The sequence below is a fragment of the Fictibacillus sp. B-59209 genome (assembly GCF_036216745.1).
GTDB lineage: Bacteria > Bacillota > Bacilli > Bacillales > Fictibacillaceae > Fictibacillus_C > Fictibacillus_C marinisediminis.
Map to the genome: position 1 here is coordinate 36,805 of NZ_JARMMC010000033.1, position 12,476 is coordinate 49,280.

The window sequence follows — 12,476 nt, forward strand, 5'->3', positions numbered from 1 at the left end:
TTAAACCATTACACCATTTCTTTTTCGTAAGGCAGCACCGTATCCGGGTAGATTTCCGTCGGATACTTTCCAGTAAAGCAAGCGAGGCACTGTCCGTTGTTCGGATCGCTGTCCGGGCGTCCGATACCTCTTAACAATCCTTGCGGAGATAGGAACGCCAGTGAATCCGCACCGATAATTTCCCTGATTTCTTCTACAGAATGATTCGATGCAATCAGTTCTGCACGCTCAGAGGTATCAATTCCGTAATAACACGGGTGGGCGATCGGCGGTGCGGTAATCCGCACATGCACTTCAGTCGCTCCTGCCGCGCGCAGCATTTTAACGATACGCCGGCTTGTTGTTCCGCGAACGATCGAGTCATCCACCATGACAACACGTTTGCCTTCTACAATCCCTCGAACCGGAGAAAGCTTCATTTTCACCCCTAGTTCACGCAATTCCTGAGAAGGCTGGATGAATGTACGGCCGACATAACGATTTTTGATCAAACCGATCTCATACGGTATGCCAGACTCTTCCGCATATCCGATCGCTGCTGAAATACTGGAATCAGGAACCCCTGTTACGACATCAGCCTCTACCGGAAACTCCTTATAAAGCTCTTTACCAAGGTTTTTTCGTGCGCTGTGGATGTTAATCTGATCGATGTTGCTGTCCGGTCTTGAAAAATAAATATATTCCATAGAACAGATGGAGCGGTTCATCGGTGAAGAGAACGTGTCCGCTGTCATGCCGTCATTATCAATAATTAATAGTTCACCAGGTTTCACATCGCGTAAATACTCGGCTCCAACCACGTCAAATGCACATGTTTCGGACGCGACAACATACGCATCCCCAAGAATTCCGATAGATAGTGGACGAAGGCCGTGCGGGTCAAGCGCCACCATTAGTTTGTCCTCGGTCATGATGACAAAAGCGTACGCTCCCTTAAGCATGGTCAGCGCATTTTTCACTTGATCTTTTAATCCGATATAGCCGCTTCGTTTAATTAAATGAGCGAGTACTTCCGTGTCAGAAGTCGTTTGAAAAATACTTCCCTGCGCTTCAAGCTGATGCTTAAGCGCGTTGGCATTTACGAGATTTCCGTTATGCGCAAGGGCAAGACTTGACGTCTGTGAACGGAAAAGCAGGGGCTGAACATTTGCATATTCGTTCCCGCCTGCTGTGGAGTAACGGACATGGCCGATGGCCGCATGTCCTGTTAATCCTTCCAATTCTCCGCGGCTGAATACCTCGTTCACAAGACCGTGTCCTTTGTGCATTTTCAGCTTGGCACCGTCTGTAACCACAATGCCTGCACCTTCCTGTCCTCTATGCTGAAGACTGTGAAGGCCATAATATGTTAACTGGGCCGCATCCTGGTGGCCCCAGATCCCAAATACCCCGCATTCTTCGTTTAAGCCTTTGATGTCAGCAAGCATGGTATTGCTCCTTTCCAGGCAGAATGAAGTTCTTCATGAGTCGCTGCAAGTACTTCTCCTGCTGTTTCATGGTCGATGCGAAGAACAGGTGTGTCGGTCACAAAACCGATTTGTTTCGCGTCTTGTACCATGGCTTCAAACGCCTTTGCGTTTTCCGGTTTGACTGAAACGAGGAAACGTGACTGTGTTTCACTGTATAGCGCAGAAACGATATCGCCATTTACTTCAACAGAAGCACCGATGCCGCCGTTCATCATGCTCTCGGCAAGTGCTACCGACAAACCGCCCTCTGCCACATCATGTGCGGATTCAACCAACCCGTTCTGAATCGCTTCGAGCAATTGTTTTTGGCGTTTAGCTTCTATTTCAAGATGAAGCTCAGGTGCTTTTCCGGAAATCTTGCCAAGCTGCATTTTTTGCAGCTCACTTCCGCCAAATTCCTGCTGTGTCTCACCGATCACATAGACTAGATCTCCAGGTGTTTTAAAATATTGCGTCGTAATATGGTCAAGGTGAGAAATTAGTCCGACCATACCGATGACCGGCGTCGGATATACGGCCACACCCTTTGTTTCGTTGTATAAAGAAACGTTGCCGCCGATGACTGGTGTGCTCAGCGTTCGGCACGCCTCGCTCATTCCGTCAACGGACTTTTCAAGCTGCCAGAAGATCTCAGGCTTTTCAGGATTTCCGTAGTTCAGGCAGTCTGTGATGGCAAGCGGCTCTGCTCCTGAACATACAAGGTTTCTTGCTGCTTCTGCTACTGCGATCTTTCCGCCTGTTTCCGGATCAAGATAGATGTAGCGCGAGTTGCAGTCTGTTGTCATCGCGAGTGCTTTATCCGTTTCACGGATACGGATGACCGCTGCATCTGATCCCGGAGGCACGACCGTGTTCGTGCGAACCATGTAATCATACTGGTCAAATACCCATGACTTGCTCGCGATCGTTGGCTGGGATAAAAGCTGCAGCAACGTGTCTTTCTTGTTTTCTACGTTTGGAACGAAAACCTCTTCATTCTGGAACTGTGAAAAATACGCAGGTTCTTTGGATGGCTTATTATAGACCGGCGCTTCTTCTGCAAGCGCATCAACCGGAACATCTGCAACCACTTCTCCGTGATGAACAAGGCGAAGCTGCTTTTCTTCAATTACTTTTCCTACAACAACTGCCTCTAGGCCCCATTTTTCAAAAATCTCAACGGCCTCTTGCTCTCTGCCTTTTTCCATAACGATCAGCATGCGTTCCTGAGATTCAGAAAGCATCATTTCGTATGCACTCATGTGGAGCTCGCGCTGCGGTACAAGATCCAGGTTCATCTCTATACCCATACCCGCTTTGCTCGCCATTTCAGCAGATGAGCTCGTTAGCCCTGCTGCTCCCATATCCTGGATGCCGACTAATGCATCACAGTTCTGGATGAGCTCCAAACACGCTTCAAGCAAAAGTTTTTCCATAAACGGATCACCGACCTGGACCGCCGGGCGCTTCTCTTCAGATGCTTCGGTCAGTTCTTCTGATGCAAAGGTTGCACCGTGAATGCCGTCGCGTCCGGTTCTTGCTCCAACATACATCACAGAGTTGCCGGCGCCTTTTGCCAGTCCCTTTTGGATGTCTTTGTGGTCGATCAAGCCGACACACATCGCATTCACGAGCGGATTGCCGTCATAAGAAGCGTCGAACTGTACTTCTCCCCCAACTGTTGGGATACCAATACAGTTTCCATAGCCTGCGATACCCGCTACAACTTCTTCAAATAAATATTTTACACGGGAAGAGGTTAACTCCCCGAAACGAAGTGAGTTTAATAGTGCGACAGGACGCGCACCCATGGAAAAGATGTCGCGAATGATGCCGCCAACCCCGGTTGCAGCGCCTTGGTACGGTTCAATGGCAGAAGGATGGTTGTGGCTTTCGATTTTAAAAACAACCGCCTGGCCGTCACCAATGTCTACAACCCCGGCTCCTTCTCCTGGTCCTTGAAGAACGCGTTCTCCTTCTACCGGGAACTTGCGGAGTACAGGCTTGGAATTTTTATACGAACAATGCTCACTCCACATGACCGAGAACAATCCGGTTTCCGTCCAGTTCGGAAGACGGCCGATGATGGATTGTACGAGTGAAAACTCATCATCGTTCAAGCCCATATCACGGTATAATTTTTGCTCCTGAATTTGTTCTGCAGTAGGTTCATGAAGATAAGACATGGTTTTCCCTCCAGCTTTTTACGATTGATTGAAACAATTTCAGACCGTCGGCACTGCCCAATAGACTGCTGACCGCACGCTCCGGATGAGGCATCATTCCCAATACATTTCCTCTTTCATTCATGATCCCTGCAATATCAGAAATCGATCCGTTCGGGTTATTTTTATAGCGGAAGACGATTCGGTTCTCTTCTTCCAGCTGCTTTAGCGTCTCTTCGTCACAATAGTAGTTTCCTTCGCCATGTGCGATCGGAATCGTAATTTCTTCCCCTTGCTCATAGGATGAGCTGAACATCGTTTCCGCGTTCACAACTTGAAGCGTTTCCGGCTTGCAGATGAATTTCAATGATTCGTTGCGTCGCATTGCTCCAGGCAGAAGGCCTGTTTCAAGGAGAATCTGAAACCCGTTGCATACGCCAAGAACGGGCTTGCCGGCTTGAGCGGCTTTCTTCACTTCATCCATCACGTTTGAAAACTGGGCGATGGCACCTGTGCGCAAGTAGTCTCCGTATGAGAATCCGCCTGGAAGCAGGATTCCGTCAAAGCGATCGAGATTGCTTTCATCGTGCCAGACATACTCTGCTTCAGCACCAAGCTCGTCTTTTACTGCGTGAAACATGTCAATGTCACAGTTGGATCCTGGAAAAACGATAACCGCAAATCTCACTGTGCGACGACCTCCTCCACCTCATAGCGATAATCTTCAATGACCGGGTTGGAGAGCAATTTTTCACACATTTCCGCAACGCGCTTGTCCAGGTTTTCAACGTTTTCATCAATCGTAAGCTCCAGGTACTTGCCGATGCGCACATCTTGAACTTCGTTGTACTCCATGCGGTGAAGCGAGCCTTTTACAGCTGTTCCTTGAGGATCCAATACGCTTTCCTTCAACGTGACGAATACTTTTACTTTATACATGCAAATTTCCCCCTAAGCGCTCTAAAATTTTTTCATAGGCTTCTGTTAAACTGCCAAGATCACGGCGAAAGACATCTTTATCAAGCTTTTCGTCCGTTTCGCTGTCCCACAAACGGCAAGTGTCCGGTGAGATCTCATCCGCCACAAGCAATTCTCCCTTGGCGTTGTTCCCGAATTCCAGCTTAAAGTCGATTAATCTAACCTTTTTCTCTGTAAAAAATGCAGTGAGTATCGTATTGACCTGAAGCGCAAGCTCTCTCATGTCTTCCAACTGCTTAGGAGCTGCCAGTTCAAGAGCCTCGATATGATCATGATTAAAAAGAGGATCGCCAAGGTCGTCATTTTTGAAATAGAATTCGACGATCGGCTTATGAAGAACATGTCCCTCCGGCAGCCCTGTGCGTTTAGCCAGTGTACCAGCCACCACGTTGCGGACCACCACTTCCAAAGGAATGATCGTTACGTGCTGGACAATCTGTTCTGTTGGAGATTGCTTGGAGATAAAGTGGGTTGGAATATTGTTTTGCTGTAGCATTGAAAACATCAAACTCGTAATTTCGTTATTCAAACGGCCTTTTCCATCGATGTTCGCTTTCTTCTCACCATTAAATGCCGTAGCTGAATCCTTGTACTCCACCCAAACGGTTTGTTGATCTTCTGTGCTGTAAATCTTCTTCGCCTTTCCTTCATAAAGCAAGGTTTGCTTTTCCATACAAAGTCCCCCTGTCATAAGCTTCCGAATTATACTGCAAAAATCACGAATATTGGCAATTTTGAAAGTAGTGAGGCTTGTAAGACGGAATAGTGATATGTTTCCGTCTCAAATCCTCATCAGTGTTATTTAAAGACCGAGTCTTTTAAAAATCGTATCTACATGCTGAAGATGGTAAGAATAATCGAAGCAATCCTCGATGTCTTCAGGAGTTAGTTTTTCTGTAATGCGCGGCTCTTCCTGAACAAGCTGCTTGAACTGAATGCCTTCTTCCCACGCCTGCATGGCTTTTGGCTGAACGATGTCATAAGCAGCTTCACGGCTCATGCCTTTATCGATCAGTTTCAACAGCACACGCTGAGAGTAGATCAATCCGTACGTTCTTGTCATGTTGCGTTTCATGTTTTCCGGGAATACCGTTAAGTTCTTCACGATATTGCCAAAGCGGTTCAGCATGTAGTTCAACGCAATCGTTGCATCCGGCAGAATAATACGTTCTGCCGATGAGTGAGAGATGTCGCGTTCATGCCATAGCGGCACGTTTTCATACGCAGTCATCATGTACCCTCGAACCACACGAGCTAATCCTGTCATGTTCTCGGAGCCAATCGGATTGCGTTTGTGAGGCATTGCTGACGACCCTTTTTGCCCCTTCGCAAAGAACTCTTCCACTTCACGCGTTTCACTCTTTTGCAATCCGCGAATTTCAACCGCGAATTTTTCAATGCTTGTTGCGATCAATGCTAGTGCTGATAAGTAGTGCGCATGGCGGTCACGCTGAAGGGTTTGTGTAGAAATCGGTGAAGCTTCAAGCCCCAGGTTCTCACAAACAAACTTCTCAACAAATGGATTGATGTTGGCATACGTTCCAACCGCTCCGCTTAGCTTACCGACGCGAACAGAATCTGCTGCTTGTTTGAAACGCTCCAGGTTGCGCTTCATTTCTTCGTGCCAAAGAGCAAGCTTGAGGCCAAACGTTGTAGGCTCTGCGTGTACTCCGTGCGTACGTCCCATCATAACGGTGTACTTATGTTCTTTCGCTTTGTTGCCGATGATCTCGATGAAGTTCTCGATGTCTTTGACTAAGATGTCATTCGCTTGCAGCAAGAGGTACGATAGCGCCGTATCGACCACGTCTGTAGACGTTAGCCCGTAATGCACCCATTTTCGCTCTTCTCCCAATGTTTCTGAAACGGCACGTGTGAATGCTACTACATCGTGTCTTGTCTCCTGCTCGATCTCTAGGATGCGGTTGATATCGAAAGAAGCATTTTCACGGAGCTTCTTCACGTCCTCTTTCGGGATCTCACCAAGCTCAGCCCAAGCTTCACAAGCTAAAATCTCCACTTCAAGCCATGCATTAAAGCGGTTCTCATCTGTCCAAATCGCTCCCATTTCTGGGCGTGTATAACGTTCAATCATGTCGTTACCTCCAGCTTCTCGATCTTAAGTATTGCTGCTATTATAAACTCTGCTTTATTCAGGGCTTCACTCACGGTGTTTCCTAAAACCGTGATGTGGCCCATTTTGCGTTTTACTTTTGCTTCGTCTTTTCCATACAGGTGAAGCTTGGCGTCTTTCAACAATTCAAGATTGGCAAGCAATGGCGCTACATGCTCTCCGAGGACGTTGATCATCACTACCGGGCTGACCAGGTCCGTCTTTCCAAGCGGCAGTCCGCAAACCGCACGAACATGCTGCTGAAACTGTGACGTCTCACACGCTTCAATCGTATAGTGCCCAGAGTTGTGCGGCCTTGGCGCAAGCTCGTTCACGTAGATCTTACCATCTCTTCCGAGGAACATTTCTACCGCAAGTGTTCCATACAGATTCAGCTCCATCGCGATCTTTTTTGCAATTTCGTAGGCGTTCTCTGCTGTGCCTTCACTAATTCTTGCCGGAACGATCGATTGGTGAAGAATGTTTTCCACGTGAATGTTTTCAGCAACAGGAAAGGTTGTTATATCACCGTTCGTGCCTCTAGTTACGATCACGGATAACTCCTTTTCAAAAGAAACCCAGCTCTCGAGCACGCATTCTCGGTTCCCTGTTGTCAGTTTCACCGCTTGTTCAAAGTCAGCTTCACTGCGGATCACAGCCTGCCCCTTCCCATCATAGCCTCCTTGGCATGTTTTCAAAACTGCCGGAAGACCGAGCTGGGCGCAAGCTTTTCGCAAATCATCACCGTTGCTGACAGGAAGGTAAGGGGCCACCTCCACTCCCGCTTTTTCGATCGCTTCCTTTTCTCTGAGCCGATGCTGCGTCAAGTAGAGAAGCTGGCTGCCCTGTGGCATGTAAGCATGCTTCTCGAGCCACTGTGCTCGCTCACTGTCGACATTTTCAAACTCGTACGTAATGACATCACTCTTTTGCGCAAGCTCAGCGATTCCAGCTTCATCATCATAGGAAGCCGTGATCTGTTCGTCACTGACTTGTCCGCATGGAGAATTGGCTCCTGGATCGAGAACGACGACACCATAGCCCATCTCGCGGGCACTGATCGCCATCATCCGTCCAAGCTGTCCTCCGCCTAAAATACCGATTGTACTTCCAGGTAAGATCGTTTTAGCCAAGAGAATCACTGCTTTCTAATACGGTTTCCTGAATCCGTTCGCGCCTTGCTGTTAAACGAGCGTTTAAACCTTCGTCTGTCACCGCCAAGATCTGAGCTGCCAGCAGCCCCGCATTGGTCGCACCCGCTTTGCCGATAGCCACTGTCGCAACAGGTACTCCACCCGGCATCTGAACGATGGAAAGAAGAGAATCAAGACCGTTCAGCGCTTTGGATTGTACCGGCACACCGATGACCGGAAGCAAGGTTTTCGCGGCTACCATTCCCGGCAGATGGGCAGCGCCGCCCGCACCGGCAATTATTACTCCTATACCCCGATTGCGCGCTTCCTCTGCATATTGAAACATCAAATCAGGTGTCCGGTGTGCGGAAACTACACGTTTCTCGTAAGGTACGTCCAGTTCGTCCAGCACCTCGCATGCATGTTTCATTGTTTCCCAGTCTGAAGTACTTCCCATAATAACGCCAACTTGTTTTTGCATCGTTTCCTCCCCGCATCGTAACTAAACGCTATGTGAATGATTTTTCTGCAATAAAAAAGTCCAGTGTACTCACTTTCTCTGTTGTATGAGAGAAAGCTACTACGCTGGACATACTTCACCTGCGGATATGCCGAAAACAGCAGTGGTGCTTCCCCTCATAGTCTGATGAATAACGGTCATCAGGTAGAGACTTACGGGCCATAATCCCGTGATTATATGAGGTACTATGCTTTTGTCACCCTTATTGTAACGAAGGGCATTTAGTTGTGTCAACCAAAAATCGAACAATAATATATTCTGACAATTTAATGTTCGGTTTTTACTGTGATTTTCCTTCAAAAACTATGCGTTGTTCGTGATACTCCTGCTCGATTTTCCCATTTTTCTTTACTTCTTTAAAAACCGGCTCCTCCATGCGGCGTACAGGCGAATACCCTTCTATCGCCATTCGGTCTAAACAATCAGAGATCGTTTCACCGGGCTGAACCTCAAATTTTTTCTTGTTTGGCTTTTTATCCATTGCTACCTCCGTATGCTTTTCACCCAAAATCCGCCATGAAAGGCTTTCGGTTCATGAGAGATGATGAACGCCTTCGGATCAAGTGAATGGACCGCTTCATATAAGTTGGACTCTGATTTGCGCGATGTCAGGATCTCCATCATCAGCCGCTGCCCTTCCCGGCCGGAAGCCATCCAATCCGTGACGCCAAACCCTTTCGAGCGAATCGCATTCGGCAGTCCGGCTTCCGTTTCAGTCGTAATCACATTAACTGTAATATACCCAAGTGCGAGCTTTTCTTCAATCTTCATACCAACCAGAACGCCGAGACCATACCCTAGCGCATATGCGATCAGGTTCTGAATTTTATCCAGGTTGTCCAATACAAGCCCAAGGCCAATGACATAAATTATAACCTCAAACACGCTGATTAATGCTGCGAGATACCGCTGATTTTTTAACGTTAATATCATTCTTATCGTAAAAAACGAAACATACACCACGTTGATAAGAAGAATGGTTCCAATCATCGCCAAACCGTTTTCCAACATCGTCTACACTCCTTCTGCCTGTCCAAAATGATGCTATAAAGGTAAGATATCACTTTTTTGACTGGATGGAAAATGAAGATTTATCCAGTTATTTCTATGGAATACTGCTCTTTTGGATAGGCACATTTTTCATGAATCCTCATACGCTATAAAAGCATTCGGGAAAGGAATTGATGTCATGTATCCATATCAGGCACCATTCGAAGAAACCCATTATTATTATGATCCCTATAATCCCTACGATCCATATGTTGAGAGACAGCAGCAGGCCCAGAGCCAGCAGCAGCAACAGCACGAAACGTATCAGCAGCTGATAAATACACTTATGTCGAGCATTATTGGCGAAGCGACCGCTGTCGACTTCTACACCCGGCTTGCGAATGAAGCACCGAACGAGTACAGCAAAAATGTACTGCTTAATGCTGCCAAGGATGAAAAGACGCATCTACAGTTGTTTACCCGACTTTATACTTCTTTAACAGGCAAGCAGCCTAACTATAAAATTCGTCCTGTAAAGATTACGAACTTCCGTCAGAGCCTGTTTGAAGCCTATGAAGACGAATTGTCCGATTATGAAAAATACCGCAATGCTTACCTTATGACCCAGGACACGACCATCCGGGACACCTTCTTTCGTCCTTATACCGATGAAATCAAACATGCTACACGCTTTAGCTTCTTATTGAACGCAAGATAAAATAAAAGAGCTGTGCTGTTCTGGGGTGAATTCCATGGAAAAGATTCAAGGAGTGTTGATACAGCCATAATCAGCACTCTCTTTTTATTCCGAAAAAAAAGCTTAAGGCAGTATGGCTCCTCAAGCTTTTACACTTATTCCTGGTCATCCTGATGATGCTGCTGATGGGCGCCCTCCTGCTGAATCTCGTCAATAATCGTCTCCATATCCTCAAGATGGGCTTCCCCGGTAAGTCCGATATTCAACGTTCCTTTTAACTCTTTAACATGCAGCTCCTGGATCTTATAATTGATGTTCTCTATATTGATCGGCTTTATATTGTTCAAAGCCTCTCTCAGCGTTTGATTTTCATGCTGCAGTTCAATAATTTGCTGCTGAAGCTGCTGTAAAATATGGTAAAGGTCTTGGTCCATCTCATTGAACCTCCTTCATCCGTCCTCTGTTTCACCTGCTGGGCAGTGGATGCATATAATGGGTCTGCAAGGGAGTGAGTGAACATGAATCCTTCATGGGGCAAGGGCAACGAATGGAAAAAATATGCCGATCAGGTGCTCGGCAAAGACTTCTTTGATGATTTTAAGGAGTTTGGCTTAACCAACCAAGGGCCTCTAGTTAATGTATATGAGAATTCAGAGGAAATTTACTGCTTAATTAACCTCCCTGGTGTAAAAAATATCGAGGACGTCAATTTATATGTACATTACCGCACGTTAAAGGTGACAGGCACCATTGATTTTTCGATAAAAAAATTCAATTGCGTGACCGAAGAAATTGCCTCGGGACCCATCGAACGGGAGATCCCGCTTCCGTATCCCGTTGAAGACAGACCTCTGGATGCCGGTTATTACCGCGGTCTTTTGTATGTCCGTCTCCAGCGCCTCAAGCAAGATAAAGACCAGCAAAAAGTAAAAATATATGATTACTTCGAATAGATCCAGAGGCTGGGTATGTCGCCCTCTGGGTCATTTTTTGTAATCCTAGGACTGCGGGTTTGCCAAAAGGGTGATCAAAATAAAATAAAGTAAGGATGCGTTAGCCAATAGTTGTTCCTCAGCTTTTTCTTCCTTAGTCTTTTTGATGTTATTTTCGATGATGTGGATGCCAGATGGTGTGGTGGTTTTGGTGGTTTTATTGGTTTCGGTGGTGGAGTTATTGCTGGCTGGTTCATCAGGCGTTTTGTTGTCGCCTGTTTGGGCTGATTTTTCTTTTGCATACCTTTTGATGATTAAGGTTTTTCCGATATTCAATGAACCTTTCATTGTGATGGAATCCACATTGACATTCTTTATCGATATTTTCATAAGATATCCCTCTTTGTTGGTCAGATCGGGTTCAAAAATATATCACCATTACACCATATTATGAGGATGGTAGTGTATTTATCTCCGTTGAGGGGATTTTGGGATTGATTTGAGGTTATTGGGAGAGCGGCGAAGAAGTCTGATTATTAGTTAGAATCAATTATTTTGATTTGGACTCAATTAATTGTGAATTTGGCTCAATTAATGTTCAGTTTGGCTCAATTATCTGTTTTCAGGCCCTTATTCTTTAATTTGAAATGACAGACACATATGACAGTTTGCGACTGTCAAAATTCAATGTGTAGCAATTACTAAAATAACAAAAGATGGTAAATAAGGAAGTTGGATTAATGCGAACAAATGTTTTATAATGTGTTTTCAGAAACAAAAAATCATTGAAATGTGTGATTATGGAGGTATTGTATATGTATGTAAAGATTGCAGACTTTATTAGAGAATGGAATCGGGAGGCAACGCTAACTCAAAAGGTTTTGGAAGGTTTAACTGACGATTCATTGAATCAAAAAGTTTACCCAGAAGGGCGTACTTTGGGAAGAATTGTTTGGCATTTCACAACAAATATTCCAGAGTATTTAGCTCATTTCGGGCTAAAAATAGATGAAGTAGAAAATGCAAAAAATGTCCCTGCCTCAGCTAAAGAAATTGCTGATACCTTTAAAAATATAAGTTCTTATGCAATCAAAGTCATTGAACAGCAATGGACAGACGAATCTTTGAAGGAAGTACAAACTGCATTTGGCAGAGAAGAAACAAATGCTCAAATTTTAATGGGACTAATTAAGCACATTGTTCATCATCGTGGACAAGTTACAATTCTTATGCGTCAAGCTGGAATCAAACCTTTTGGGGTTTATGGACCACCAAAAGAAGATTGGATTCACTTAGGTGTGGAAAATCCACCACTTTAATATTATTACGAACAAGTTCGTTAGTAATAGGAATGGGGCTGTCCAAGAAGTCTGTAAGCTGTTGATTTCCGTTCCAGGCTGCTCGCTTTCCGCGGGGCGTGCGGTGAGCCTTACCGGCGTGAACGCCTACTTTTTGGTGCAAGCGCCTGCGGGAGTCTCACCTGTCACGCTAGTCCCGCAG

At 45.9% G+C, this 12,476-nt stretch carries 15 protein-coding genes and 1 riboswitch; of the genes, 3 read left to right on the forward strand and 12 right to left on the reverse strand.

All coding sequences use genetic code 11. The annotated features are described in order from the left end of the window. Nucleotides 1-8: 8 nt before the first annotated feature. The 10 genes from purF to P4361_RS20965 all read right to left on the reverse strand — a co-directional run bounded on the left by purF (nt 9) and on the right by P4361_RS20965 (nt 9,368). Entirely contained in the window at nt 9-1,427 is a 1,419-nt protein-coding gene (gene purF, locus P4361_RS20920; RefSeq protein ID WP_328090837.1) for an amidophosphoribosyltransferase, read from the reverse strand. After that, complete coding sequence (gene purL / locus P4361_RS20925; protein ID WP_328090838.1) at nt 1,403-3,634, reverse strand: phosphoribosylformylglycinamidine synthase subunit PurL; 2,232 nt, start codon at nt 3,632-3,634, stop codon at nt 1,403-1,405. Before purL ends, purF begins: the two co-directional genes overlap by 25 nt. After that, on the reverse strand, nt 3,618-4,301 hold the full coding sequence (gene purQ / locus P4361_RS20930) for a phosphoribosylformylglycinamidine synthase subunit PurQ (protein WP_091008095.1): 684 nt from the start codon (nt 4,299-4,301) through the stop codon (nt 3,618-3,620). Before purQ ends, purL begins: the two co-directional genes overlap by 17 nt. Continuing rightward, nucleotides 4,298-4,552: a phosphoribosylformylglycinamidine synthase subunit PurS gene (gene purS, locus P4361_RS20935; RefSeq protein WP_091008092.1), complete on the reverse strand. Its 255-nt coding sequence runs from the start codon at nt 4,550-4,552 to the stop codon at nt 4,298-4,300. The genes purQ and purS overlap by 4 nt, the downstream gene beginning before the upstream one ends. Then, on the reverse strand, nt 4,545-5,264 hold the full coding sequence (gene purC, locus P4361_RS20940) for a phosphoribosylaminoimidazolesuccinocarboxamide synthase (protein ID WP_328090839.1): 720 nt from the start codon (nt 5,262-5,264) through the stop codon (nt 4,545-4,547). The genes purS and purC overlap by 8 nt, the downstream gene beginning before the upstream one ends. 129 nt (nt 5,265-5,393) lie before the next feature. Beyond that, the gene (gene purB, locus P4361_RS20945) at nt 5,394-6,686 is read right to left on the reverse strand and encodes an adenylosuccinate lyase (RefSeq protein ID WP_328090840.1); all 1,293 of its coding nucleotides are present in this window, start codon (nt 6,684-6,686) and stop codon (nt 5,394-5,396) included. Further along, entirely contained in the window at nt 6,683-7,837 is a 1,155-nt protein-coding gene (purK, locus tag P4361_RS20950) for a 5-(carboxyamino)imidazole ribonucleotide synthase (protein WP_328090842.1), read from the reverse strand. Before purK ends, purB begins: the two co-directional genes overlap by 4 nt. Further along, entirely contained in the window at nt 7,830-8,318 is a 489-nt protein-coding gene (gene purE, locus P4361_RS20955) for a 5-(carboxyamino)imidazole ribonucleotide mutase (RefSeq protein WP_062239226.1), read from the reverse strand. The genes purK and purE overlap by 8 nt, the downstream gene beginning before the upstream one ends. 138 nt (nt 8,319-8,456) lie before the next feature. After that, a riboswitch (purine riboswitch) is annotated at nt 8,457-8,558 on the reverse strand. A gap of 79 nt (nt 8,559-8,637) precedes the next feature. Beyond that, on the reverse strand, nt 8,638-8,838 hold the full coding sequence (locus P4361_RS20960; protein WP_328090843.1) for an NETI motif-containing protein: 201 nt from the start codon (nt 8,836-8,838) through the stop codon (nt 8,638-8,640). A gap of 2 nt (nt 8,839-8,840) precedes the next feature. Then, nucleotides 8,841-9,368 carry a DUF2179 domain-containing protein gene (locus P4361_RS20965; RefSeq protein WP_062239233.1) on the reverse strand — a complete coding sequence of 176 codons (528 nt, stop codon included), beginning with the start codon at nt 9,366-9,368 and terminating at the stop codon, nt 8,841-8,843. Between the two features lie 178 nt (nt 9,369-9,546). Here P4361_RS20965 and P4361_RS20970 point away from each other — a divergent pair, with 178 nt between their 5' ends. Beyond that, on the forward strand, nt 9,547-10,065 hold the full coding sequence (locus P4361_RS20970; RefSeq protein ID WP_053356014.1) for a ferritin family protein: 519 nt from the start codon (nt 9,547-9,549) through the stop codon (nt 10,063-10,065). Nucleotides 10,066-10,199: 134 nt separating this feature from the next. On the opposite strand, the gene gerPC is transcribed toward P4361_RS20970, so the two are convergent. Beyond that, entirely contained in the window at nt 10,200-10,478 is a 279-nt protein-coding gene (gerPC, locus tag P4361_RS20975; protein ID WP_091008074.1) for a spore germination protein GerPC, read from the reverse strand. 84 nt (nt 10,479-10,562) lie between these two features. Here gerPC and P4361_RS20980 point away from each other — a divergent pair, with 84 nt between their 5' ends. Beyond that, the gene (locus tag P4361_RS20980) at nt 10,563-10,997 is read left to right on the forward strand and encodes an Hsp20/alpha crystallin family protein (RefSeq protein WP_053356016.1); all 435 of its coding nucleotides are present in this window, start codon (nt 10,563-10,565) and stop codon (nt 10,995-10,997) included. Between the two features lie 45 nt (nt 10,998-11,042). Here P4361_RS20980 and P4361_RS20985 read toward each other — a convergent pair whose 3' ends face one another. Then, nucleotides 11,043-11,366, reverse strand: a complete 324-nt coding sequence (locus P4361_RS20985; protein WP_328090845.1) for a hypothetical protein — start codon at nt 11,364-11,366, stop codon at nt 11,043-11,045. 425 nt (nt 11,367-11,791) lie between these two features. Here P4361_RS20985 and P4361_RS20990 point away from each other — a divergent pair, with 425 nt between their 5' ends. Further along, nucleotides 11,792-12,295: a DinB family protein gene (locus tag P4361_RS20990; protein ID WP_328090846.1), complete on the forward strand. Its 504-nt coding sequence runs from the start codon at nt 11,792-11,794 to the stop codon at nt 12,293-12,295. Nucleotides 12,296-12,476 lie beyond the last annotated feature (181 nt).